The sequence below is a fragment of the Nocardia sp. NPDC003999 genome (assembly GCF_053604885.1).
In genome coordinates this window covers 1-24,826 of sequence record NZ_JBSGIB010000024.1, presented here as the reverse complement: position 1 = coordinate 24,826, position 24,826 = coordinate 1, and the positions used below count along the sequence as shown (strand labels likewise).

The following is a 24,826-nucleotide window of genomic DNA, read 5'->3' as shown; positions in this document are numbered from 1 at the left end:
GACCGCCCGGCCGCTAGGACGACGCCGAGATCGGCTGGTCCCGCTGGAAGACGCTCGCGTCGTCGAGCATGGCCGCGCGCAGCATCCGCTCCGGCACGCCCATGGCCTCGACCAGGGTCGAAGCGTGCGGACGCAGCCGGTCGACCAGTTCGTTGACGCCGCGGCGCACCGTCTTCGCCCGGTCCACCGACATGAACCGGTGCATGATGTACCAGGCCTGGTTCTCCTCGATGGTGGAGTAGACGAACAGGTCGCACATCCAGTCGGCGAGTTCACGCGCGGCCGGGTCCTCGATGTCGGAGATCCCCTCGATGAACGCCTCCAGCACCAGCCGGTCGATGTGCGCCGAGCCCGCTGCCAGGATGTGGTCTTGGGCATTGTTGAACGCCTCGAACGGGCCGGTCTCCTCGGCCCTGGCGCGCAGCCGGTGCGCCGCGGTGCGGACCAGGTAGTCCTCACGGTCGGCGAACAATTGCAGTTGCACCGCCCGGCGGGACAGATCGCCCTCATCGATGGAATCGTCGCCGCGGTCACGGAGGGTCTGGATCAGCTGGCGCACGCCCGAACGCTTGCGCACCACGTCACCGGCCATGGTCGCGGCGAAGCGCACCCAGCCCAGGGCGTCCAGGTCGCGCACCTCGTCGGCGTAGGCGGTGAGCAGTTCCTTGGCCACCAACTGGGTGAGCACCACGTTGTCACCTTCGAAGGTGGTGAACACGTCGGTGTCGGCCTTCAAGGTCACCAGCCGATTCTCCGTGAGATAACCCGCGCCGCCGCACGCTTCGCGGCACTCCTGGATGGCGCGGGTGGCGTGGTTGGTCTGCGCGACCTTGAGGCCTGCCGCGCGCTTCTCCAGTGCGCGCTGTGCGCCCGGCTCGAGATTCTGGCCGGTCTGCACCAGGTGCATCCGCCGCACCAGGTCGTTCTGCGCGAACGCGAGCGCATACGACTTCGCGACCAGCGGCAGCAGACGGCGCTGGTGGCTGCGGTAGTCCAGCAGCACGGTTTCCACCCCGGTGTCCGGGTCGGAGAACTGGCGGCGCAGCAGCGCGTAGCGCACCGCGATGCTCAAGGCGACGCGCGCGCCCGCCGCCGCGGCGCCGCCGACGCTCACCCGGCCGCGCACCAGGGTGCCGAGCGTGGTGAAGAACCGGCGGCTGGGGTTGTCGATTTCGGAGCTGTAGGTGCCGTCGGGGGCGACGTCGGCGTAGCGGTTGAGCAGGTTCTCCCGGGGCACGCGCACGTGATCGAAGACGATGCGCCCGTTGTCCACGCCGGGCAGGCCGCCCTTGAGGCCGTCGTCATAAGTGGTCACGCCGGGCAGGTCGGCGCCGTTCTCGTCGCGGATGGGCACCAGCAGGCAATGCACGCCCTTGTTCTCGCCCTGCGTGATCAGCTGCGCGAAGACCGCGGCCATCCTGGCGTGTTCGGCCGCGCCCCCGATGTAGTCCTTGCGCGCCGACGGCGTCGGCGAGTGCACCACGAACTCTTGGGTCTGCGGGTCGTAGGTCGCCGTGGTCTCCAGGTTCGCGACGTCGCTGCCGTGCCCGGACTCGGTCATCGCGAAGCAGCCGAGCAGATCCAGCGAGATCAAGCGCTCGATGAACTCCCGGTGCCGTTCGGTGCCGAGATTCTCCACGGCGCCGCCGAAAAGACCCCACTGCACGCCCGATTTCACCCACAACGACAGATCCGCGTACGCGAGCATCTCCAGGCCGACCACCGCCGCGCCCGGCTCACTGGTACCGCCGTTCTCCCGGCGGAAGCCGCGCTCGGCGAACCCCATCGTGGAGATCGCCTTCATCTGCTCGAGCACGCGCGCCCGGGCGGCCTTGTAGTCCTGGTAGGGATCGGCGGTGAACTCCTCCCCGGCCAGCAAGGTCCTGGCTTCGTCCCGGACGGCCGCCCAAGGGCCGTCGAGTGCCGCGCGTAGGTGGTCCGCCGTCGTTGCCGTGCCGCTAGTCATGTCTCGACGATAGCCCCGTACACGGGCGGCAAACCGTGATGCGCGACAAGTCGGCGACAGGTCTTGCTAGACCATTGAACGACTGTTTAATATACTGAACATGTGTTTAACCAACAGCCCGTTCCGCAAGGATCCGCCGACGATCTGAGCACCGCGGCGCGCATTCGCGATACCGCGATCGAGGTGTTCGGCGAACACGGATTCCAGGTCGGAGTCCGCAAGATCGCCGCCGCCGCCGGCGTCTCCCCCGGCCTGGTCAACCATCACTTCGGGTCCAAGGACGGCCTGCGCGCCGCCTGCGACGACCGGGTGCTGCAGTTGATCCGCGACGAGAAGGTCAAGGCGATCACCGCGTCGTCGGTGAAGGCGGGCATGCTCGACGCCCTGGCCGAGATCGAGTCGTACGCGCCGCTGGTCGCCTACATGGTGCGTAGCCTGCAGGCAGGCGGACCGATGGCGGAATCACTGTTCGAGCACATGGCCGCAGATGCCGAGGGATACCTCGAGAAAGCGGTCGAGGCGGGCAGGATCAAACCCAGCCGCGACCCGGCGGCGCGCGCCCGATACCTGATGATGCTGAACGTCGGCGCGACCATGCTGTACATGCAGATGCGCCAGCACCGCGACGAGACGATCGACTATCGCAAAGCGATTCGCGAACTCAGCGAAGAACTCACCCCACCGGCCCTGGAGTTCTACACCCAAGGGCTGCTCACCGATCCCACGATCTTGGACACATTCACCAAGGAGAAGTGATGTCCGACATCATCGAAGTGCGCGATCTGCGCAAGACTTTCGGTCACGTCACCGCGCTCGACGGCCTCGACCTCACCGTCACCGAGGGCGAGATCCACGGCTTTCTCGGCCCCAACGGCGCGGGCAAGTCCACTACCATCCGGGTACTGCTCGGCATCCTGCGCGCCACCGGCGGGCAGGCTCGACTGTTCGGCCGCGACCCGTGGGCCGACGCGGTCGCATTGCACCGCGAATTGGCTTATGTGCCAGGCGATGTCACGTTGTGGCCGTCGCTGTCGGGCGGGGAGACCATCGATCTGCTCTCCCGGATGCGGGGCGGTCTCGACGAGAAGCGGCGCGATGAGCTGATCGAGCGCTTCGATCTCGACCCTCGCAAGAAGGCGCGCACCTATTCCAAGGGCAACCGCCAAAAGGTCTCGCTGGTCGCCGCGCTGGCCTCCGACGCGCCGTTGCTGCTGCTCGACGAGCCGACCTCGGGGCTGGACCCGCTGATGGAGCAGGTCTTCCGGGAGTGTGTGCACGAGGCGCGAGAGCGCGGCGCGACCGTCCTGTTGTCCAGCCACATCCTGTCCGAGGTCGAAGCGCTCTGCGACCGGGTCACCATCATCCGCGCCGGGCGCACGGTGGAGAGCGGGTCGCTGTCGGATCTGCGCCACCTGTCGCGCACGTCGATCACCGCCGAATTGACCGGCGACGCGGGCGATCTGAGCCGCATCCCGGGCGTGGAGGATATCGAACTCGATAACCACACGCTGCGCTGCCAGGTCGACAACGAGCACCTCGGCGAGCTCATCCGGGTGCTCGGCGACGCGGGCGTGCGCAGCCTGACCAGCACGCCGCCCACGCTCGAGGAGCTGTTCCTGCGGCATTACCACGTCGACGGCCACGGCGCCGACTCCGGCGCGGCCACCGGGGAGAAGGTGCGAGCATGACCACCGCCATCGCCGGCCGCGCCACGGCGGCGCGGGCATTCGGCGTGTCCGGCGACTTCGCGGGCACCGGGCGATTGCTGCGGCTGTACCTGCGGCGCGACCGGATCGTGCTGCCGCTGTGGACGCTGCTCATCGGCCTGATGCCCGCGTTCCAGGTCGCCAGCATCAAGGGTCTGTACGACGACCAAGCGTCCCTGGACAGTTTCGCGCGGACCACGGCCGACAGTCCCGCGCTGATCGCCATGTACGGCCCGGTGTTCAGCTCCGCGCTCGGGTCGATCGGCACCTGGAAAGCAGGCGCCATGTACACCATGATCGCCATCGCCACGGTGCTCACGGTGATCCGGCACACCCGGGTCGAGGAGGAGACCGGCCGCGCGGAACTGGTGGGCGCCACCAGCATCGGACGCTACGCCGGTCTCACCGCCACCCTGCTCATGACCTATTCGGGAGCGTTGCTCGCCGGGATCGTGTGCGCCCTGTCGCTCTACGGCACCGACCTGCCCGGCGCGGGATCGATGGCCTTCGGCGCCGCCCTGGCCGCGTCCGGCATCGTCTGGGCGGCCGTCGCGGCGGTCGCCGCCCAGGTCAGCGCCGGTGCGCGGGTGGCGCGCGGCGTGGCCTTCGGCGCACTCGGCGCGGCGTTCGCGCTACGGGCGGTCGGTGACGCCGGAAACGGTGTGCTGTCGTGGTTGTCGCCGATCGGCTGGTCGCTGCAGATCCGCCCGTACGCCGGGGAACGCTGGTGGGTGTTGCTGCTCTTCGCCGCTCTCGCGGTGCTGGGCACCGGCGTCGCGTACGCGTTGCTCGGCAACCGCGACGTCGGTTCCGGGCTCATCGCCGAGCGTCCGGGGCCGTCCACGGCGGCGGCGATCCTGTCCGGTCCGTTCGGGCTGGCCTGGCGGTTGCAGCGCGGCACCCTGCTGGCGTGGACGGTGGGCTTCGCGCTCTACGGCCTGCTGATCGGCGGCGCGGTGAACAGCGTCGGCGACATGCTCGACGGCAGCGCGTCCATCCGGGACATGGTCACCCGGATGGGCGGCTCACAGCAGCTGCAGCAGTCCTTCATCACCTACGCGCTCACGATGCTCGCCGCGGCCGCGTCCGCCTACTCGATCTCCGCCGCCCTGCGGTTGCACGACGAGGAGACCAGCGCCCGGGTCGAGGCCACCCTGTCCGGCGCCGTCGGCCGCGTCCGCTACGCGTTGAGTCACATCGGCTTCGCGCTGCTCGGCCCCGCCGCCGCATTGCTGGTCTCGGGCGTGGCGATCGGCATCGTCTACGGCGCGGCGGACGGCGACCTCGGGACGAAACTTTCCCAATCGCTGGCCGCCGCCGCCGTGCAGGTGCCCGCGGTGTGGGTCGTCACGGGCATCGCGGTCGCGCTCTACGGTCTCGCACCGCGGTTCGCACCGGTCGCGTGGGGCGTGCTCAGCGCCATGGTGGTGATCTTCTTCGTCGGCTCGCTCGACGGCCTGCCGCACTGGATGCTCGATCTCGTGCCGTTCGTCCACCCGCCGAAGGTGCCCGGCGCCGAATTCCAGGCGCAGCCGCTGCTGTGGCTGCTCGCGACCGCCGTGGCGCTGCTCGCCGTCGGCATCACCGCCTTCCGCAGCCGCGACCTGCGCTGACGGCGTTCTCCGTGGCCCGCGCGAACCCGTTCGCGCGGGCCACTTCTCGTCAGCGGGTCGTTCGGCTCGCCGTCTGCCTGAGGCGGCGCTCGCTGCGCCCGGCGCGTGGGCACAGCCCGGCTGGGCCTGACGCGGTTGGTCACGCCGCGCGTGTCACCCGGCGTGCTCGATTCCCAGTTTTCCCGCCAGGCGCGTGAGGTAGGCCCGGACGTCCTCCGCGGAACGGTCGGGCAGTCCGAAAACGGCTTCGGTGACCCCGGATTCGGCCCAGCGCGCCAGCTGCTGCGCGTCGTGCCGCCCGGCGAGCGCGATGACCTCAGGATTGTCGGCACGCCCCTGCTCGCGCCAGATCCGGCGCAGCAGAGCGATCTTGGGGTCCAGGTCGTCCTCGGTGGGCGTGGTGATCCATCCGTCGGCGTACTTCGCCAGCCAGGTGAAGTTCTTCTCGGTACCCGCCGCGCCGAGCAGGACCGGAATGCGCTTCTGCACCGGCTTCGGCCAAGACCAGCTGGCGCCGAAGGTGACGAACTCGCCGTCGAAGCCGGCTTCCTCTTCGGTCCACAGCACGCGCATGGCCTCCAGATGCTCCCGCAGCACCGTTCTGCGTTTGCCCGCGGGCACGCCGTGGTGGGCCAGTTCGTCGGTGTTCCAGCCGAATCCGACGCCGAGGCTGACCCGGCCGCCGGACAGGTGATCCAGCGAGGCGATGGTCTTGGCCAGCGTGATCGGATGGTGTTCGGCGGGCAGCGCCACCGCGGTGGACAAGCCGATGCGCTCGGTCACGGACGCGGCGGTGCCGAGCGCGACCCACGGGTCAAGAGTCCGCAGATAACGGTCGTCGGGCAGGCTCGCATCGCCGGTGCGCGGGTGCGCCGCGGCCCGGACCACCGGAATGTGCGTGTGCTCGGGCACATAGAACGTGTCGAATCCGGCACGCTCGGCGGCCAGCGCCGCATCCGCGGGGGTGATGCCCCGATCGCTGGTGAACAACACGATTCCGTACCGCACCGTACGCGCTCCCATCGCTGAAATTAGAACAAGTTCTACCACGAACCGACGGTCCGACCAAGGGGTGATCGCGACCGGCGCGCCCGCCGCGACCCGCACGGATGCCGAGAAGACATCGGATGACTAGGTTCGCCTCCATGAGTCCTGAGGCAACTTCCGTAGGCGATGTCACCACCGGACGGGTGGATCACCTCGGCTGGCGTCGCGGGCTTCGCCTGCGGCGGGCCCGGCCGATTCCGGTCGTCACCCAGGCCGTCGGCATGCTGGTCGCGGACCGGCAGGCGACCGCGGACACCATCGTCACCGCGCCAACGCCGTTGCAGCCGATCGACCTCACCGACGACGCCAGGGTCGCCGAAGTCCTCGACCTCGCGGTCCGGGTCGGCGAAGTGGTGCTGGCCTCCGGCACCGGCGTGGTGGACACCACCACGACGGTGCGGTTCATCGCCGCCACCTACGGGCTGTCCCGGTGCAGCATCGACGTCACCTACGACGCCATCCGCATCTGGGCCGACCGCGGCGCCGCGCTGCCACCGGCCAGCACGATGCGGATCGTGCACTACCGCGCCCTCGATTTCACCCGGCTCGCCGCCGTCGACCGGCTGACCCGCCGTATCCGCCACGAAGTGGTCCCTCCGGTTCAGGCCCGCGCCGCACTCGACGCGATCACCTCGGCGCCGCACCCGTACCACCGCTGGACCGCCACCGCGGCGTGGTCGCTGATGGCGGCGGCGATCGCCGCGTTGCTCGGCGGCGGCGCCCTCGTGGCCGCGGTCAGTTTCGCGACCACCGCGGCGATCGACCGCACCAATCGCGTCCTCAATCGCTACGGACTGCCGTTCTTCTTCCAGCACATGGTGGGCGGCGCCATCGCGGCGATCCCGGCCATCGTGCTGGCGAGCCTCGCCGCGCGCTTGCGGATCGACGTCGACCCGACCCTGATCATCGCGGCCGGTATCACCGTGTTGCTGAGCGGATTGCAACTGGTCGGCTCGGTGCAGGACGCGATCACCGGCGCGCCCATCACGGCCACTGCCCGCATGCTCGAGGTGATGATGATGACCGGCGGCATCATCGCGGGTATCGCGCTCACCCTGCGCATCGCGGATCTCGTCGACGCCACCGTGCCCCCGGTGTATCTGACCTCCACCCGCGACATCACCGACCTGCCGGTGAAGATCGCGGCCGGTGCGGTGGCGGCCCTGGCGTTCGCGCTCGCCTGTTACGCCGAACGCCGGGCGCTGGCCGCGGCCGCGGGTAGCGGCGCCGCGGGCATCATCTGCTTCCTGCTCATCCAGGAGGCGGGTTTCGGCCCGGTGATCTCCTCCGGCGTCGCCGCGACGCTGGTCGGCCTGGCCGGTGGCCTGATGGCCCGCCGCGCGCTGACCCCGCCGCTGGTCGTCGCCGTCGCGGGCATCACTCCGCTGCTTCCCGGCCTCAAGGTCTACCGCGGCCTCTACGCCCTGCTCAACGACGAACTGCTGATCGGAGGCAACCAGCTGCTCGCGGCCGTCGGCATCGGCTGCGCGCTGGCGGCGGGCGTGACTCTCGGCGAATGGTGCGACCGCACCGTGCGCAGGCCGCGGATACTGCGCCGGTTCGGCTCGCTGCGCCGCCCGATCGTCCGGCGCCGCCGCCGATCGACGCCCGCGCACTGAGCCGCGAGGTGCATGCGCGCGCAACTTCCGACCGGTAATCTCTTATCGAACTGGTCAGGGCCCGCGATTCGGTGGCGGCCCCGCTGTGAGGTGAGGTGGTCCGGACATGTCGGAGGCAGTACCGTTCTCGGCGCAGATCCGCACCGCCACCGCGCAACAGCATGCGGAGGCGGAGAACTCCCGCTTCATGAGCGACATGCTCGGCGGATCGCTCGGCGTCGACTCGTATCACCGCTACACCGGCCAGCTCTGGTTCATCTACCGCGCGCTCGAACAGCGGTGGGCGGCGCTGGCCGACGACCCGGTGGCCGGGCCGTTCATCCGGCCCGAGCTGGCCCGCACCGCCGAACTCGAGCGCGACCTCACACATCTGCTCGGCTCCGGCTGGCGAACCGGCTTGGAGCCGCTGCCCGCCACCGCCGCCTACGCCGAACGCATCGACGAGTGCGCGCGCGACTGGCCCGCCGGGTACATCGCCCACCACTACACCCGCTACCTCGGCGACCTGTCCGGCGGACAGGTCATCCGTGGCACCGCGGAGAAGCTGTGGGACCTACCGCATCGCGGCGACGGCGTCCGCTTCTACGTCTTCGACGGAGTCGGCAATCCCGCCGCGTTCAAGCGGGAATACCGCGCCCTGCTCGACCGGCTGCCGCTCGACGACCTGGAGCGCCGCCGCGTGCTCGACGAGGGCAGGCGCGCCTTCGCGATGAACACCGCGGTCTTCGAGGAACTCGCCGAGGAATTCCCGGCCGCGCAGTAGCGGGATCGGGCGCGGCGCATCGCCGTGCGGCAGGCGGCATTTCGGCTGTCGTGCGCGAACGTCGCCGACGTGGGACAGTCGTGATATGAGAGCGCGTCGCCGCATCGCCGTGGTTCTTGCCGGTCTTGTCGGTGTCGGTCTGGTGGGGGGTTGCGGCACGACGTCCGACCCCGGCGCCGGTCCCGGCTCCTCGACGGCGGCCGGGATCGTGCCGTTGATCTCGACGAACGACCTGCGTGCGGCGCAACCGGACGAGGTGCACCTGTTCGGCTTCAACGATCTGCACGGCAATCTGCAGCCGCCGAGCGGGTCCAACGGCAGGATCGCGCAATACGACGCGGGCGGAGCCGCGTATCTCGCCACTCATCTCGCCCGGCTGAAGGCCGCCTATCCGTCCAGCGCGGTGGTGGCGGCCGGGGACAACATCGGGGCCAGCCCGCTGATCTCCAGCCTGTTCCACGACGAGCCGACGATCGACTTCCTCGACAACGTGGGAGTGGCCGCGTCCGCGGTCGGCAACCACGAATTCGACGACGGCGTGCTGGAATTGGCGCGCTTGCAACAAGGCGGATGTGCCTTCGACGGATGTTCTCCCGGCGCTCCCTTCACCGGCGCGAAATTTCCCTATCTCGCGGCGAACGTCATCGATGCGCAGGGCAACCCACCGCCCGCGCTGCGCCCGTGGACCATGCTGGAGGTGGGCGGCCATCGGATCGGCGTAGTCGGCACGGTCACGCCCGAAACCGCGAGCATCGTTCTGCCCGAAGGCATCCGGGGCTTCCACTTCGGCGACGAAGCCGCCGCGATCAATCGCTTTGTGCCGGAGTTGAAGGCGGCGGGCGCCGAAGCGATCGTGGCGCTGGTGCACGACGGCGGTTCCCAGCGGCCGGAGCGGAACGCGGCCCTGGACTACAACGGCTGTGCGAACGTCACCCCGAACGTGACGGGACTGGCCGAGCGGATCGACCCCGCGGTCCGGGCGGTGTTCACCGCCCACAGCCACCAGCCCTACGTGTGCACCATCGGCGGCAAGGTGATCACCCAGGCCGCCTCGTACGGGCGGCTCGTCACCGACGTCACGCTGCGTTTCGGCGGCGACGGCGTGCGGGCCTCGGCGGTCAACCGCGTGGTGACCCGCGAGGTGACACCCGACGCTCAGACGACCGCGCTGATCGATTTCTACACCGAGCAGTCCCGGCCGCGCGCGGGCCGCGTCGTCGGCGCGGCCGCGAACGCCCTCCCGCACGACCCGGGACCGGCGGGCACCTCGCCCCTGGGCGACGTGATCGCCGATTCCATGCTGTCGGCCACGGCGGGTCCGGCCGCCGCCGTCGCCGCCTTCATGAACCCCGGTGGCGTGCGCGCCGATCTGAAGCAGGGGCCGGTCACTTATGGCGACCTCTACACCGTCCAACCGTTCGGCAACCAGGTCGTCACGCTCACGCTGACCGGCAGCCAGATCCTGCGCCTGCTGGAACAGCAGTGGAACAACACCGGCAAATCGACCATTCTGTCTCCGGCGGGAATCAGCTATACCTATTCCGACACCGCCCCCACAGGCGCGAAGGTGATCGCCGACAGCGTCCGCATCGCAGGTCAGCCACTGAATCCCGTCGCGACGTATCGCATCACGACCAACAACTTCCTGGCTTCGGGAGGCGACGGATTCACCGTCTTCACCGAGGGAGCCGATACCGCGGTGGGCCCGACCGACTTGGACGCCTTCGAGACGTTCCTGCGCGACAAGCCTCCGCTGCAGACGCCACCCGCCCGCGTCGAGAAGAAGTAGCGAGACCGGACGCTGCCCAGTTGCTGGACACTCGACCAGAACTCGGGTAACTGGAAATCTTTGTAACACATACCGTTTGACCTGCGCCGACGGTGACCAGTCCCACAGGGTGAACGGGTCATGATCGCTTGCCGGGGCCGCACGCGGTCGATTACTGTTGAGTAATAAGTCAGGACGAAGGTGTTCCTACTTTCGGCCCGACGTCTGTCGCTGGGGGCCGAATCGACGCTGTCCGCATCCATTGCCGCATGCCGGATGAATTGTGCGACAACAAGGTTCGACTGAACAGCAGGAGAGTGCGATGGCCACTTACATCGTGACGGGCGGGACCGGTTTCCTGGGCAGGCGGGTTGTGCAAGACCTGCTGGACAACGACGCCGAGGCGATCGTCCACGTGCTGGTGCGTGAGACGTCACTGGGCAAGTTCACCGACATCGCGGCGGGCTGGCGCGGCGCCGAGCGGGTCTACGCGCTGATCGGCGATCTCACCGCCGAAGGGCTCGGTTTGGCGTGCGAAGCGCCACGGGCCGACCACATCGTTCATCTGGGCGCGGTCTACGACATGACGGCCGACGAGGACACCGCGCACGCGGCGAACGTCACCGGCACGCGCTCGGTGCTGGCCCTGGCTCGCGAGCTGGGCGCGGTGCTGCACCACGTGTCTTCTGTGGCGGTGGCGGGCGACCACAAGGGCAAGTTCTTCGAAGAGGACTTCGACCTCGGACAGCAGCTGACCTCGCCGTATCACCGCACCAAGTTCGCCGCCGAGAAACTCGTCCGCCAGGCGCGCGGCGTGCGCTGGCGGGTCTATCGGCCCGCGATCGTCGTGGGCGATTCCCGCACCGGCGAGATGGACAAGATCGACGGCCCCTACTACTTCTTCGGCGCGATCGCGCGGCTGGCCACGCTGCCGTCCGATCTGCCGTTGCCGCTGCCCGATCTCGGCGCCACGAATATCGTTCCGGTCGACTACGTCTCGGCCGCCATGAGCGAACTGATCCGTCGCCCCGGCCTGGACGGACGCACCTTCCACCTGGTCAACCCCGAGCCGCAGCCCTTCGGGGAGGTGTATCGCGCGCTCGCCGCCGCGGCGGGCGCCCCGACCGGCGTGGGAACGGTGCCCGGCAGCGGTTTGGCGCTCAGCGGACTCGCGCACATCCCCGGCGTCACCACCGTGCGCGATTTCCTGCTCGAGCAGGTGGGCATCCCGGCCGAAGTCGCTCCGCACACCTCGTTCTCCGCGGAGTTCATCAGCGATTCGACCCGCGCCCAGCTGCGCGGCTCCGGTCTGACCGTCCCGTCGTTCGACAGCTACGCCGAGCGGTTGTGGCAGTACTGGCGCGACCACCTCGACCCGCAGCGCGGCCGCGTGTCGGTCACCGGTGACCCGCTCGCCGGGCGGGTCGTGCTCATCACCGGAGCGTCCTCCGGTATCGGACTGGCCACCGCGCACGCCGTCGCCCGGCGCGGCGCAACGGTCCTCATGGTCGCCCGCGGTCACGACGACCTGGCGGCCGCCGCCGAGGCGGTGCGCGCGGAGGGCGGTGTCGCGCATACCTACCCGTGCGACATCACCGACTCCGAAGCGGTCGAGAAGCTCGTGCAGTGCGTCCTCGACGACCACGGCCACGTCGACTACCTGGTGAACAACGCGGGCCGTTCGATCCGCCGCTCCGTGCTCAACTCCACCGACCGGATGCACGATTTCGAGCGCACCATGGCGGTGAACTACTTCGGCGCCGTGCGGCTCATCCTGGGACTGCTGCCGTCGATGCGAGCGCGCCGCTTCGGGCACGTGGTCAACATCTCCTCGATCGCGGTGCAGACCAAGGTGCCCCGGTTCGCCGCCTACGTGGCGAGCAAGTCGGCGCTGGACAACTTCAGCGACATCGCGGCGGTGGAGAACCGGGATGCCGGTATCACGTTCACCTCGGTGCGGATGCCGCTGGTGCGGACCCCGATGATCGCCCCGACCGACCTGTACCGCTCGCTTCCGGTGCCGGATCCGGATCAGGCCGCGGCGATCGTGGTGCGCGCGCTCGAGGACCGGCCGCATCGCATCGACACGCCCGTCGGCACCTTCGCCCAGGCGGTCGAGTTGTTGATGCCGTCGGTGAAGCGTCAGATCATGCACCAGGGCTTCCGGCTGTTCGGGGAGTCCCGCGCGGCGCGGGGCGGCTCGGACCGCCGTCCGGCCGATCCGTCGCCCGCTGCCGAAGCGCCCGGCGGCGCGCTGTCCGCGCTGGCGCCGGTGATCATGCCGCTCATGGCGCTGCCCTCCCCCGCGGCGCGCGTCGCGCGCGTAGTTCCGGGCTTGCAGTGGTGACTGTGCAGGACTGAGGGGTGGGACCGACCTCGGGTCGGTCCCACCCCGCGGATTTCCCGTCTCGGGATGTCACATCCGGTCTACCGCGAACTCCACGGCGGGCCACATGGCCCACCGGTAGTCCGTGTGCGCGGCCGGACGGATGCCGCCTTCACACACCGGATCACCGCTCGCGCAGTAGTTTCCGGTCCGCCCGGCGTATCGGTCCGGCACGTTCCAGCCGATCAGCCGGATCGGGTCGCCGAACAGCAGCACCGCCGCCACCCGGGATTCCAGATCTCCGGGCAGCGAGTAGACGCCACCGAGCACGGTGACGATGCCGGTGCCGAGCACCCCGTGGGTGACGACGGCTCCTTGCGAGAAGCCGACCAGGATGAACCGCTGGTCCGGGCAGTTCTCCGCTTGCCACATCAGGTGCGCGGTCATGTCCTGCGTGCCGCGGCTGATCGAGGACGGATCGAGCAGGTCGGCGGGGTAGTCCACCCGATAGGCCTGCGAATCGACCGGAAGTGCTTGCCACAGTGCGTCGTACAGCGGATCGCCCACCACCGAACCCAGATACCCGGGTTCATGGGTGCCTCTGGCGACGACGACGTCGACCGCCGCACAGGACGCGGCCCATGCGTGCATTCCCGTCGCAGCCCCGAAACCCGCGACGAGCAGTAGCACGGCGAATGCCCTTACTACACGCCACTTCTCGAACTGGATTACCTTCCGGTTGGCCATCGTACTCACCTACTCACGCCGTTGTGAGACAGCCGATCGACACTTGTCAGTGACAATTACTCGGCTATATCCGCGAAGGTAAGAACGGCTCAGGAGGCCGTCAAGGAACTCCATCCGACCGATACGGAGTCAGCGCCGAATCGTGTTCTACGGCAGGAGAACCGCCGCACCGGCAAATCGTCCGTGCGCGAGATCGGCCAGCGCCCGATCGGCCATGTCCAGGGAATACCCGTGCGTGGTCAGATGTATCCGGTGTTCGCCGGCGAAAGCCAGGAATTCGCGGGCATCCGCGCGGGTGTTCGCGGTCACCGAGCGAATCTCTCGTTCCTGGAACAGATGCCGTTGGTAGTTCAAGGCGGGAATGTCGCTGAGATGAATACCGGCGACGGCAAGGATCCCGCCGCGATCGAGCGCCGCCAGCGCGGGCGACACCAGCTCACCGACGGGGGCGAACAGGATCGCCGAATCCAGCAGCACCGGAGGCGGATCCGCCGCGCCCTGCACCGAGGCGGCGCCCAGCGCGGCGGCGAGCTCCCGCGCCGCCGGATCCCGCGTCATCACGTGCACCTCCGCTCCGCGCGCGGCGGCTACCTGAGCGGCGATGTGGGCGCTGCCGCCGAAACCGTAGATCCCCAGCCGCCCGCCCTGCGGCACGGCGGCCCGCAGCAGCGCTCGGTACCCGATGATGCCGGCGCACAACAGCGGGGCGGTATCGGCATCGGAGTAGCCCGGGGGCAGGCGCAGCGCGTAAGTCGAGGGCACACAGGCGAATTCGGCGTAGCCGCCGTCGGCGTCCCAGCCGGTGTAGGCCGAATGCGGACAGAGGTTCTCCGCACCGCGCAGGCAGAACTTGCACTCGCCGCACGTGTGCCGCAGCCAGGCGATGCCCACCCGGTCCCCCACCGCGAAACCCTCCGCGGCCCTGCCGACCGCGACGACCTCGCCGACGACCTCGTGCCCCGGCACCACCCCCGCGCGGTGCACCGGAAGGTCGCCTTCGGCCACGTGCAAGTCGGTCCGGCACACGCCGCAGGCCAGCACACGCACCAGCAGTTCGCCGGGACCGGGTTCGGGAACGGGTGTTCGCTCCGCGTCCAACGGTCCGCTCTCGATCGGACCCGGCCTGCGCACCCGCCAGCAACGCATCGCGGACGTACCGCTGCGAACCTCGCTCATCGGATCACCTCGCACCGATCGGATCGACACGGATGGGCACCCCGACCGCGTCGGCCGGGCCGGAATCACCCTACTCGGCGAATACGGCCACGCGGCCCGGCAAATTCTGATACGTTTCTGTATCGAGTACATTCCTGTATCCAACGCCTCGACCGAGGAGGTGCCCGATGACGTCCGATGCCGCGCAGGCCGCGCCCGCCCGGGTCACCCGCCGCCGCGCCGAAACCAGGAACCGGCTGCTGACCGCCGCCTACGAGGCGTTCGCCGAGGAGGGTTTCGGCCGCGCCACCGTGGAGCGGGTCTGCGAGCGCGCCGGATTCACCCGCGGGGCGTTCTACTCGAACTTCAGCTCGCTGGACGAGCTCTTCCTGGCCATGTGGGAGCAGCGCTCCACGGCGATGCTCACCGAGGCGAGCGCCATCCTGGACGAGATCGCGGCCGAGGGCACCGATGACGTACGCGCCGCCGTCCAGCGACTGGAACGGGCGGTCCCGGTCGACGAGGGCTGGTACCGGATCACCGCCGAATTCACCGCGCACGCCCTGCGCACCCCCGCGCTGCGCCGGGTGATGGCCGCTCGTGAGGAGGCCATCGTCGCGGCGCTCATGCCCACGATCGTCGCGGCGCTCGCCCGCGGCGGCCGCACCGTGCCCGATCCGGAGGCGTTCGGGCAAGCGCTCATCGCCGTCCACGACGGCACCAGCGTGCAGGTACTGATGGAGCCGGACAGCCGCGCCGTGCGCGAGCGCCGCACCGAACTCTTCCACCACGTCGTGCTGGCCTACAGCACCGCAACCGAAGGATGAACATGTCCCACAGCAGCCCCGAGGCGGACGTCCTCGTCGTCGGCGCCGGGCTGGCCGGCCTGGTCGCCACGCACGAACTGGTCAAGGCCGGTCGCACGGTGCACGTGCTCGATCAGGAGAACCGCAACAACCTCGGCGGCCAGGCGTTCTGGTCGCTGGGCGGGCTCTTCTTCGTCGACAGCCCGGAGCAGCGGCGTCTCGGCATCGAGGATTCCTACGACCTTGCTCTGCAGGACTGGCTCGGCTCGGCCGGGTTCGACCGCGACGACGAGGACAAATGGGCCAGGCAGTGGGCGCAGGCGTACGTACGGTTCGCGGCCACCGAGAAGCGGGACTACCTGCGCGACCTCGGCCTGCGCGTGACGCCGCTGGTCGGCTGGGCCGAACGCGGCGGCGCTACCGCTGACGGGCACGGCAACTCGGTGCCGCGCTTCCACCTCACCTGGGGCACCGGCCCCGAGGTGGTCCGGGTCTTCGCCGAGCCCGTGCTCGAAGGCGAGCGGCGCGGGCTGGTCCGCTTCGGCTTCCGTCACCGGGTGGACGAATTGATCGTGGAGGACGGCGCGGTGGTCGGTGTGCGTGGCGCCGTGCTCGAGGACACAGATCTGGAGCGCGGTCGCGCCTCGTCCCGCACCGAAGTCGGCGGGTTCGAACTGCGCGCCAAGGCCGTGATCGTGGCTTCCGGCGGGATCGGCCACAACCACGAGCTGATCCGGCGCAACTGGCCCACCGAACGACTGGGCCCGTGCCCGGAGACCATGATCTCCGGCGTGCCCGCGCACGTCGACGGCCGAATGCTGGCCATCACCGAGACCGCGGGCGGCGCCATCGTCAACCGCGACCGCATGTGGCATTACACCGAGGGCATCGTCAACTGGGACCCGATCTGGCCCGACCACGCCATCCGGATCATTCCGGGGCCGTCCTCGCTGTGGTTCGACGCCAACGGAAAGCGGCTGCCCGCACCGTGTTTCCCCGGATTCGATACGAACACGACGATGAAGGAGATCCTGAAGACCGGCTACGACTACTCCTGGTTCGTGCTCACCCAGTCGATCATCGAGAAGGAGTTCGCGCTGTCGGGCTCCGAGCAGAACCCGGACATCACCGGCAAGGACCTCAAACTCACTTTGAAGAGCCGCGTGGCCAAGGGCGCGCCGGGCCCGGTCGAGGCGTTCAAGCAGCACGGCGTCGATTTCGTCGTCGCGGACACGCTGCGCGAGCTGGTCGAGGGCATGAACAAGATCGCGCGCGGCCCCCAGTTGGATTACGACGACCTGGAACGCCAGATCGTCGCGCGCGACCGGGAACTGGCGAACAAGTACGGCAAGGACAGCCAGCTGATGGCGATCGCCAACGCGCGCCGATACTTCGGCGACAAGGCGGGCCGGGTCGCCAAACCCCACCGGATCCTCGATCCCGCCGCGGGCCCGCTGATCGCCGTCCGGCTCAACATCCTCACCCGGAAGACCTTGGGCGGTCTGCAGACCGACCTGAGTTCCCAGGTGATCAGGCCGGACGGCACGGCGTTCCCGGGTCTGTACGCCGCGGGTGAGGTCGCCGGATTCGGCGGCGGCGGTGTGCACGGCTACAACGCGCTCGAGGGCACCTTCCTCGGCGGGTGCATCTTCTCCGGCCGGGCCGCTGGGCGTGCGCTGGCCGCGAGGCTCACCTGAGCGCTACCGTCGACAGCCGGACGCGACCGTGACGGGCCCTGTCGCGGTCGCCAGCGACGGCGACGACGTGAACGACGGCGCGCCGGAATAGAGCCGGGTGCCCGCCGAGTATCGCCCCGGTTCCACCCGCACATCGGTGATCTCGGCCTCGTTGCCGAAGACGTCCGTCACGCGCGCGGTGAACGGGCCCAGCCCGGCGCCGGAAAGGGTCCAGTAGTTGTCGGCCCGTCGGCTGAGCTGTCGCCACGGCCCACCCTCCGCCGGACGAACAGCCGCCTCGCGCAATGGGTTTCCGGTGCCGCCGAACAGGATGCCGAACCAGGACGCGGACGAATCCGGCTTCACCTCGTAGGTCAGCTCCTGCGCCGGTTGCGGATCGCGGACCAGACGGTAGCCGACCCGCGCCACTCCGTCGCGGGGATCGGCGATCCGCTCGAACGCCGCAGCGCTGAGATCCAATTGTCCCGGAGCGCATGCCGGGCAGTGGTCGACCACCAGCGCGCGGACCGACCCCCGTGGGCCCGCGATGTCCAGCAGTGCCCCGCAGAGATCGGCGCGCCCGTAGTCGCGGGTCGAAAGCCCGGCATAGTAGCCGTCCGGCGGCAGCTCGCGGAAGGAACACGATGTCCGCGTGCCGAAGACGTAGTAGCGCACCTCGGCGGACATGTCCGGCCCGATCGGCGCGAAAGTCACGGCGGACACGGGAAATCGGGACGGCGAGGACACCTCGTCGAGCGGATGCGCCGCGGCGCAGGTCGGCGCCGACGGCCGCACCAGCCAGACGACCACCGCGACGGTGGCCAGCGCGCCCGCCGCAAACCATAGCCATTCGGAACGGAATGGCCGCTCTTGGATCGGTACCCGGTGCATCGCTTCCCCGACTCCGGCTCGGCTCCTCGCGGACTGTCCATCCTGACTCCACCAGGAAAGCAGCCCGGCCGCTCGCGCGCACAGCGAACGAAAATTCTTCACAGTGAAAGGCGGGCAATTCAGCAAGCGCACCGCTAATTTCGGCCATTCCGCCCGGGGACGGCCGCGGCCGATCGGAAATGATCCGGCGGAGCAGGGCGCACCGATGCCGGGCCGCGCGATGCAGCTAGAGCCTACGCGCGTGCCGAGGACACAGGGTTCGCCCCGCCTCACGGGCGATCTCGGCCAGCGCCATGGCCAGCCGCGCGGTGTCCGGCGCCACCGCGTCGGCACCGATCAGGCCCGACAGCGACACCGCGGCCACCGCCGCGCCGCGACCGCGAATCGGCACTGCCACGCATGTGATTCCGGGCACGGACTCCTCGTTGTCGACGGCGACACCCTGACGGTTGCGGATGCGGCCGAGTTCGCGATGCAGTTCGGCGCGGTCGGCGAGGGTGCGAGGGGTCAGTTGCGGCAGGCGATCCCGGAAGGACGCCTCCACGATGCTCGGGTCCAGCGTCGCCAGCAGCGCCTTGCCGAGTGCGGTGCTGTGCGCGGGCATTCGGCCGCCGAGCCGGGTGGGCACGCTGGCGGCGATCCGGCCGCCGACCTTGTCCAGGTACAACACATCGCGCCCGTCCAGAACGCCGAGATGGCCCACCATTCCGGTCTGCTGGCAGACGTCGTGCAGCAGTGGGCTCACCACATCGCGGATCTCGTTTTGGTCGGCGGCCAGGCCACCCAACTCCAGAGTGCGCAAGCCGAGCCGATAGCCGCCGGGCGCGTGCGCCAGCCAGCGCAGCCGGATCAGCTGGTCGAGGATGCGATGCACGGTAGAGCGCGGCAGTCCGGTGCGCTCGGCCAGTTCGACGAGGGTGAGCGTCGGCGTCGCGCCGTCGAACGCCTCCAATATCAGCGTCATCCGCTCGATCATCGATGCCGGGGGCTGGCTCGGTCGTGCTGCCTGTCCGGATCCGGTCGGCAAATCCCCCGTCTCGGAATCGGTCATCACCTCGACCGTCATTGCCAACCTCCACGCGTGCTCGCGTAGAGCTTAGAGGCCGCTAAGCGGACCCGTGCGCGGAATCCTCGAGGGCGAAAAGCCACTCGCGGGTGTACCGCTCGGCCAGCAGGGGCAGGAAGTTGACGATGGTGGCGTGGTGGGCGACATGGTCGTAGGAGGCCTGGAGATGGTCCTCGATCGCGGCTTCGCTGGCGACGCCGTCGAATTCGTTCTCCAAGCGCCGCGCGGCCGCCTCGAGGGCAAGTTCTTGGTCGAGAGGGATCTGCTGGTTCGAGTCGTGGGTGGCATGGCGGTCGGTCATCGCAAGATTCCCCTGGTCGTGACGGATCGGTACCCAGGACGCTGTCGTGGCGCACGATAACGCCCGTCATATGGGTACCCGCCCCCGGCCGGTTCGACACCCTCGCCCGCGGCTGAGGTCCCCGATCCGGCCTCCGCTCCGGACGACGACACAGTTGATCCCCGCGGATCTCGATCCGTCCCTTCGCGATGCCGACTCGCACCAAAATAGAACACGTTCTTGTCTGCGGGGGCTGCGCGTGCCAGGCTCGACAGATGGATCTCGACGCCATCGAAGCCGTCCGCCAGTTGAAGTACCGCTACTTCCGTGCCCTCGACCTCAAAGAGTGGGACGAGTTCGCCGACACCCTCGCGGTCGACGCGAAAGGGCGCTACGGCACCCACGCCATGGGCGAACCGCTGAACCTCGACGGCCGTGACGCCATCACCGCGTTCATGCGGGAGAATCTCGGCCCCTCGGTGGTCACCGTCCACATCGCCAACCACCCGGAGATCGGCGTCGACGGCGCGACGGCCACGGGATCCTGGGCCTTCGAGGACACCGTGCTCGCCACCGAGTACGGGGTGCTGATCCGGGGAGCCGGCTACTACACCGACACCTACCGCCGCGACGACGACGGCAAGTGGCGCATCGCCTCCACGGCCTACCGGCGCATCTACGAATCCATGCAGTCGCTGTCGGACACACCCAGCTTCCAGTTGCTGTCCAACATGTGGGCGCCCGGTAAGTGACGGGCGGGAAAACGGTCCACTATCCGCCCGGTGGCGCTGGACGGTCCCGCGCCGCCCGGCGGATGCTGCGAACATGCCCTCGCTAGCGCCTGACGAGTTCACTCCCGAGATCACCTACCTGAACACCGCCTCCTTCGGTCTGCCGTCCGCCCGCGCCCTGACCGCGGTCCGCGAGGCGAGCACGAGCTGGGCCACCGGCCGCAGTGGCCCGACATCCCAAGTGGACCTTCTGGTACCGGACCTGCGCGCGGGCTTCGCCCGGCTGCTCGACGGTGCCACCGCCGATGACATAGCGCTCGGCAGCGGTGTCGCGGGCCTGATCGCACCCGTGGCCGCCGCACTGCCACCGGGCGCGGAGGTCCTCCTGCCGGAAGGCGAATTCGCCTCGGTCTCGATGCCTTTCGTGTACCGGGACGATCTCGTCGTGCGCTTCGTCCCTTTGGCGGAGCTGGCCGCGCAGGTCCGCCCGGAGACGGAGTTGGTGGCGGTGAGCGTGGTCCAATCCGCGGACGGCCGCGTCGCCGATCTCCCCGAGTTGCGCGCGGTCACCCGGGCCAACAACGCGCGTTTGCTCGTGGACGCCACCCAGGCCGCGGGCTGGCTGCCGCTGCGCTTCGCCGACGCGGACTACTGGGTCTGCGCCAGCTTCAAATGGCTGATCGGCGCGCGCAGCGTCGCGTTCCTCGCCACGCCGCCCGAGTTCGTCCCGCAGCTGCGTCCGATCGGCTCCAGTTGGTACGCCGCCGAGGACCGCTGGGCGGAGCTGTACCGCCCGGCCGCGCTGCCCGCGACGGCACGGCGATTCGACACGACGCCCGATTGGCTCGGCGTCGTGGCGGCGCTGGCGGGACTGTCGCTGATCGAGGAACTCACCGTCGACAAGATCGGCGCGCACGACCTCGAACTCGCCGGCCATTTCCGTGCCGGACTGCGCGAACTGGGTTTCGAGCCCGTCGAGGCGCCCTCGCCGATCGTCTCCGTCCCTGGCGCGGGCGACCTCGCGGCCCGGCTCGAGCAGGCCGAGGTGGTCGCCTCAGCGCGAGGCGGCGGCTTGCGATTCGCCTTCCACCTCTACAACAGCGCCGACGACATCGAGCGGGCACTGTCCGCGCTGCGAGCCGGGTAGTCCCCGCCGCGGGCCGCCTACTTGCGCGGCCAATCGAAACGGGCGAGCCCGAAGTGTTGGCCGAGCAACCGCGCCGACGACATCGAGCGGGCACTGTCCGCGGCGCGAGCCCGGTAGTCCCCGCCGCGGGCCGCCTACTTGCGCGGCCAGTCGAAACGGGCGAGCCCGAAGCGTGGCCGAGCAACAGCGCCAACACTTCCGGTCGGCTGTTTGCGTCCGAGTTGGCGACGACGGGGCACTGTCGCCTGCGGGCCGGGTAGCTCCGCGTGCTGCCGAGCCGGTCACACGACCGGGCGGGGCCAATAGCGTGACACGCTGTCGCCGGCCGACCGGCACGCCGTGCAGCCGGTCGGTCGGTCGGTAGGCCGGTCGCCCGGTCGGTCGGCAAGCCGCAGCTCATCGATGACCTCGACCGCGCACAGTCCGCGCGGTACGCCGAATAGCCTCGGCCGGGGCCGCCGTGCGATGGGCCAGTAGCTCCGCAGGCCTTCTACCTCCTACCTCCGCGTACCGCGTGGGCCGGGTGGTGGGTCAGCGACCGGGACGCTGCGCGGGAGCGGTGATCAGCGGGAGATCGAGCGCGGTGAGAATTCCGGCGGGCGCCGCGACCACGGCTGGAATCGCGTTGACGATGCGCAGGCCGGTCGCCAGCACGGTCGCGTAGTTGTGATCCCCGTTGCGGCTCGAGGTCACCAAGTCCAACGCGTAATTGGGCTCGCCGGTGATCTCGACCCGGTAGGAGCCCTCCGGGTCCGCCGGTTGGGGCCAGTCCGGGCACAGGTCGGGACGCAGCCTGGTCACGTGCTCGAGCACCGTGACGGGCACGTCTCCGACCATGCCCCGCACTTCGAAACGCAGTGCCGCCGCCGTTCCTTCGGCGATGTGCCCGGTCGCGATATCGAACGACTCCGGCGCCGCGATCCGCTCGTAAGATTGCGTGACGGCGTCGAGGGTGACCCCGATCCCGGCCGCGAGCTGGCGAACCGTGCCGCCCCAGGCGAGCGACAGCACGCCGGGCTGCAACAGCATGGGGATCTCGTCGAGTGGCTTGCCGAAGCCCATGATGTCGAACATGACCGCGCGGTTGTCGTAGCTGGCGTAGTCCACGATCTCCAGACAGCGCAGCTGATCGATGCGCAGACAGGTCCCCGCGAGCGCGAGCGGCAGCAGGTCGTTGGCGAAACCGGGGTCGATGCCGTTCACCCACAGCGACGAATTGCCCTGCGCGGCCGCCTCCTGCACCGGCTTCAGCAACTCGTCGGGCAGCACGCCGTAGGGGTACTGGAAGAATACGGGTGCGCACGCGACGACATTGATCCCGGCGGCCAGGATGCGTTGCAGATCCTGTACGGCTTCGAACAGCCGGTTGTCGGTCATGCAGCAGTAGACGACGCAGTCCGGACGCGACGCGAGCAATGCCTCCGCGTCGGTCGTCGCGGCGACGCCGACGGGCTGATCGAGCCCCCCGAGCGTCCCCGCGTCCGCTCCGCTCTTGGAACCGGACACCCACACCCCGGTCAATTCCAGCTCGGGATGGGCGATTACGCCGGCCAAGGCATGCTTGCCCACATTGCCGGTGCCCCATTGCACTACGCGATATGTCATGTCACAGGTCCGGGATCGGAAGGTCGAGGTTGGGAACGATCAAACCGCCGTCGGGCTCGAGAATCTTGCCGGTGAGATACTTCCCCGCGGGGGACACCAGATAGAGCGCGGCCGCTGCGATGTCCTCCGGTTCGCCGATGCGATGCAGCGGTGTCTTCGACTCCAATTCGGTACGCATGGCGTCGTTTCCGGCGACGACCTCCAGTGCGGAGGTCAGGATCGAGCCCGGCGCGATGGCGTTGACCCGGATACGCGGATTGAGGTCGAGAGCGGCGAGCTTGGTGTAATGGGCCAGAGCCGCCTTGGCGGTGCCGTATGCCGCGAACGCTCGTCCGGGGAGCCGCCCCATCGTGGACGTGATGTTGAGAATCGAGCCGCCGCCCGCTGTTTCGAGCATGCGCGGCACCGCGGCGCGGACCAAGGCGTGCGCGTTCGAGACATTGAAGTCGAAGGCGTCCCGCAGTGCCTGCGGCGTCGTGTCCAGCAGCGGGCACGGCAGTGCGCCGCCCACGTTGTTCACCACGATGTCCAATCGCCCGAAGCGTTCGACCGCCGCTGCGGCGAGTGCCGCTGTGGCCTCGGCGTCGCTCAGATCCGCGGGCACCACGTGGGCCTGTCGGCCGGTGGCGGAAACCCGCTCGGCTACCTCATCGAGCTGGCTTTTGGTTCGTGCGGCGATGACGACATTCGCACCCGCCTCCGCGAACGCGACCGCTATAGCCGCGCCCAGGCCACGACCTGCGCCGGTGACTATCGCGACCTGATCATCGATTCGGAACCGTTCCAGAATCATTCACGCTCCTAAGCGTCGACTGACGAATATTCGACAGCATGTGATGTAATATTCGTCATCGTAAGTCGCTCACCGAGCCGGGACAAGGGATTGCCATCATGCCGGACCGATCTGCGTCGCCGCCCACGCGGCGCGTCGTCGACATCGTGTCGCTACTGGCGACCTCCGGGGAGCCGATCAGCGTCGCGGGCATCGCCGAACGGCTGGGCATCGCGCGCGCGACCGCGACCGCGATCCTGGTCGAGTTGGACGCGGCCGGTTGGGTCGTGCGCGACCCGGCTCGTGGTTACGGCATCGGCCCGGCGCTGGTGGGATTGCACGGCGCCGCGCTTCCACAGGACGTGGGCGAGCTCCTCGCCGGTCTCGCTGCCCGGACCGGCTATGGCGCCACGTTCAGCCGCATCGAGCCGGACCGGCTCACCGTGCTCGACGTCCGGCACGGCGTCGACCGGGTGGTGCCGGGAATCCCGGTGGGACATCGTATTCCGCTCCAATTCCCGGCCGGCGCGAGTGTGATGCCGTGGCGTCCGGCAAAGGAGCAGAATACGTGGCTGAACACCGCCGACGAGGCGGATCAACGCATCGTCGGCGCGCTGCTGGCACTGGTGCGTGAACGCGGGGTCGCGGTGTTCCGGCCGCGCGCCGACGATGCGGGCCTGGTCGACCTGCTCGCCGATCTACTCGGCGCGGTCGGATCCGAATTGCTGCGACCGCATCTGCGTACTCGCGCGCTACGCCAGCTCGCCGCGCTCACGTCCCGGCCTTTCACGCGGACGGAGCTGGATTCGGATGAGATATTGCCGCTGAGTTATCTCGCGGCCCCGGTTTTCGATGCGAGCGGCACCGCGGCCTACGAAGTTCAGCTGGGGCCATTGCAGGTGGCGACGACGCGCGTGGAACGCGATGAATTCGTCGATGCGACCCGCAGCGCGGCAGCCGAATTGACGAACGCGCTCACCGCCGGTCGGCATGGAAAGTAATTCTGTGCATAAATGACGAAAGGCCCTCGACGGTGTCGAGGGCCTTTCGTGAAAGGATGTTCCGGCGGTGTCCTACTCTCCCACACCCTGTCGAGTGCAGTACCATCGGCGCTGGCAGGCTTAGCTTCCGGGTTCGGAATG

General features: G+C 69.2%; 21 protein-coding genes and 1 rRNA gene. 12 read left to right on the top strand and 10 right to left on the bottom strand.

Features of this window, described 5'->3' with window-relative positions:
* Positions 1-13 precede the first annotated feature (13 nt).
* Entirely contained in the window at positions 14-1,966 is a 1,953-nt protein-coding gene (locus tag ACWESM_RS31365; protein WP_452494848.1) for an acyl-CoA dehydrogenase family protein, read from the bottom strand.
* Between the two features lie 102 nt (positions 1,967-2,068).
* Between ACWESM_RS31365 and ACWESM_RS31360 the strand changes: the two genes are divergently transcribed.
* From ACWESM_RS31360 to ACWESM_RS31350, 3 genes are read left to right on the top strand one after another with little or no spacing between them, the layout of a single operon-like run.
* Entirely contained in the window at positions 2,069-2,722 is a 654-nt protein-coding gene (locus ACWESM_RS31360) for a TetR/AcrR family transcriptional regulator (RefSeq protein ID WP_356968613.1), read from the top strand.
* On the top strand, positions 2,722-3,654 hold the full coding sequence (locus ACWESM_RS31355) for an ABC transporter ATP-binding protein (RefSeq protein ID WP_364436684.1): 933 nt from the start codon (positions 2,722-2,724) through the stop codon (positions 3,652-3,654). The genes ACWESM_RS31360 and ACWESM_RS31355 overlap by 1 nt, the downstream gene beginning before the upstream one ends.
* Positions 3,651-5,285: an ABC transporter permease gene (locus ACWESM_RS31350; RefSeq protein WP_452494846.1), complete on the top strand. Its 1,635-nt coding sequence runs from the start codon at positions 3,651-3,653 to the stop codon at positions 5,283-5,285. The genes ACWESM_RS31355 and ACWESM_RS31350 overlap by 4 nt, the downstream gene beginning before the upstream one ends.
* 153 nt (positions 5,286-5,438) lie before the next feature.
* Here the strand turns inward: ACWESM_RS31350 and ACWESM_RS31345 are convergent, their stop codons facing one another.
* Entirely contained in the window at positions 5,439-6,293 is an 855-nt protein-coding gene (locus ACWESM_RS31345; protein ID WP_355078551.1) for an LLM class F420-dependent oxidoreductase, read from the bottom strand.
* A gap of 260 nt (positions 6,294-6,553) precedes the next feature.
* Here ACWESM_RS31345 and ACWESM_RS31340 point away from each other — a divergent pair, with 260 nt between their 5' ends.
* The 4 genes from ACWESM_RS31340 to ACWESM_RS31325 all read left to right on the top strand — a co-directional run bounded on the left by ACWESM_RS31340 (position 6,554) and on the right by ACWESM_RS31325 (position 12,829).
* The gene (locus ACWESM_RS31340; protein WP_364436716.1) at positions 6,554-7,951 is read left to right on the top strand and encodes a threonine/serine exporter family protein; all 1,398 of its coding nucleotides are present in this window, start codon (positions 6,554-6,556) and stop codon (positions 7,949-7,951) included.
* A 106-nt stretch (positions 7,952-8,057) separates the two neighbouring features.
* Complete coding sequence (locus tag ACWESM_RS31335; RefSeq protein WP_355078510.1) at positions 8,058-8,714, top strand: biliverdin-producing heme oxygenase; 657 nt, start codon at positions 8,058-8,060, stop codon at positions 8,712-8,714.
* Positions 8,715-8,799: 85 nt separating this feature from the next.
* On the top strand, positions 8,800-10,503 hold the full coding sequence (locus ACWESM_RS31330; RefSeq protein WP_452494843.1) for a bifunctional metallophosphatase/5'-nucleotidase: 1,704 nt from the start codon (positions 8,800-8,802) through the stop codon (positions 10,501-10,503).
* A gap of 301 nt (positions 10,504-10,804) precedes the next feature.
* Positions 10,805-12,829 (top strand): SDR family oxidoreductase, encoded by a 2,025-nt coding sequence (locus ACWESM_RS31325; protein WP_355078512.1) that lies wholly within the window; start codon positions 10,805-10,807, stop codon positions 12,827-12,829.
* Positions 12,830-12,898: 69 nt separating this feature from the next.
* On the opposite strand, the gene ACWESM_RS31320 is transcribed toward ACWESM_RS31325, so the two are convergent.
* Complete coding sequence (locus tag ACWESM_RS31320) at positions 12,899-13,555, bottom strand: cutinase family protein (protein ID WP_452494841.1); 657 nt, start codon at positions 13,553-13,555, stop codon at positions 12,899-12,901.
* Positions 13,556-13,702: 147 nt separating this feature from the next.
* On the bottom strand, positions 13,703-14,701 hold the full coding sequence (locus tag ACWESM_RS31315; protein ID WP_452494899.1) for a zinc-binding alcohol dehydrogenase family protein: 999 nt from the start codon (positions 14,699-14,701) through the stop codon (positions 13,703-13,705).
* Between the two features lie 197 nt (positions 14,702-14,898).
* Between ACWESM_RS31315 and ACWESM_RS31310 the strand changes: the two genes are divergently transcribed.
* Positions 14,899-15,537 carry a TetR/AcrR family transcriptional regulator gene (locus ACWESM_RS31310; RefSeq protein WP_355078514.1) on the top strand — a complete coding sequence of 213 codons (639 nt, stop codon included), beginning with the start codon at positions 14,899-14,901 and terminating at the stop codon, positions 15,535-15,537.
* Positions 15,534-17,213, top strand: a complete 1,680-nt coding sequence (locus tag ACWESM_RS31305; RefSeq protein WP_355078515.1) for an FAD-binding dehydrogenase — start codon at positions 15,534-15,536, stop codon at positions 17,211-17,213. Before ACWESM_RS31310 ends, ACWESM_RS31305 begins: the two co-directional genes overlap by 4 nt.
* A gap of 3 nt (positions 17,214-17,216) precedes the next feature.
* On the opposite strand, the gene ACWESM_RS31300 is transcribed toward ACWESM_RS31305, so the two are convergent.
* The 3 genes from ACWESM_RS31300 to ACWESM_RS31290 all read right to left on the bottom strand — a co-directional run bounded on the left by ACWESM_RS31300 (position 17,217) and on the right by ACWESM_RS31290 (position 19,450).
* Positions 17,217-18,083: an expansin EXLX1 family cellulose-binding protein gene (locus ACWESM_RS31300; RefSeq protein WP_356968628.1), complete on the bottom strand. Its 867-nt coding sequence runs from the start codon at positions 18,081-18,083 to the stop codon at positions 17,217-17,219.
* 226 nt (positions 18,084-18,309) lie between these two features.
* Positions 18,310-19,047 (bottom strand): IclR family transcriptional regulator, encoded by a 738-nt coding sequence (locus ACWESM_RS31295; RefSeq protein ID WP_452494839.1) that lies wholly within the window; start codon positions 19,045-19,047, stop codon positions 18,310-18,312.
* A gap of 142 nt (positions 19,048-19,189) precedes the next feature.
* The gene (locus ACWESM_RS31290; RefSeq protein ID WP_355081428.1) at positions 19,190-19,450 is read right to left on the bottom strand and encodes a three-helix bundle dimerization domain-containing protein; all 261 of its coding nucleotides are present in this window, start codon (positions 19,448-19,450) and stop codon (positions 19,190-19,192) included.
* Between the two features lie 254 nt (positions 19,451-19,704).
* Between ACWESM_RS31290 and ACWESM_RS31285 the strand changes: the two genes are divergently transcribed.
* Entirely contained in the window at positions 19,705-20,181 is a 477-nt protein-coding gene (locus ACWESM_RS31285; protein ID WP_355081427.1) for a nuclear transport factor 2 family protein, read from the top strand.
* A gap of 73 nt (positions 20,182-20,254) precedes the next feature.
* Positions 20,255-21,307 (top strand): aminotransferase class V-fold PLP-dependent enzyme, encoded by a 1,053-nt coding sequence (locus ACWESM_RS31280; RefSeq protein WP_356968636.1) that lies wholly within the window; start codon positions 20,255-20,257, stop codon positions 21,305-21,307.
* 531 nt (positions 21,308-21,838) lie between these two features.
* On the opposite strand, the gene ACWESM_RS31275 is transcribed toward ACWESM_RS31280, so the two are convergent.
* Together ACWESM_RS31275 and ACWESM_RS31270 are read right to left on the bottom strand one after the other, a co-directional pair.
* Positions 21,839-22,912, bottom strand: a complete 1,074-nt coding sequence (locus ACWESM_RS31275) for an NAD(P)H-dependent amine dehydrogenase family protein (RefSeq protein WP_364439636.1) — start codon at positions 22,910-22,912, stop codon at positions 21,839-21,841.
* A 1-nt stretch (position 22,913) separates the two neighbouring features.
* Positions 22,914-23,705, bottom strand: coding sequence for an SDR family oxidoreductase (locus ACWESM_RS31270; RefSeq protein WP_364439633.1), 792 nt, complete (start codon positions 23,703-23,705; stop codon positions 22,914-22,916).
* A 98-nt stretch (positions 23,706-23,803) separates the two neighbouring features.
* Here ACWESM_RS31270 and ACWESM_RS31265 point away from each other — a divergent pair, with 98 nt between their 5' ends.
* Positions 23,804-24,685: a helix-turn-helix domain-containing protein gene (locus tag ACWESM_RS31265; protein WP_452494836.1), complete on the top strand. Its 882-nt coding sequence runs from the start codon at positions 23,804-23,806 to the stop codon at positions 24,683-24,685.
* 59 nt (positions 24,686-24,744) lie between these two features.
* On the opposite strand, the gene rrf is transcribed toward ACWESM_RS31265, so the two are convergent.
* Positions 24,745-24,826: ribosomal RNA gene (gene rrf, locus ACWESM_RS31260) — 5S ribosomal RNA — on the bottom strand; the annotation flags it as partial.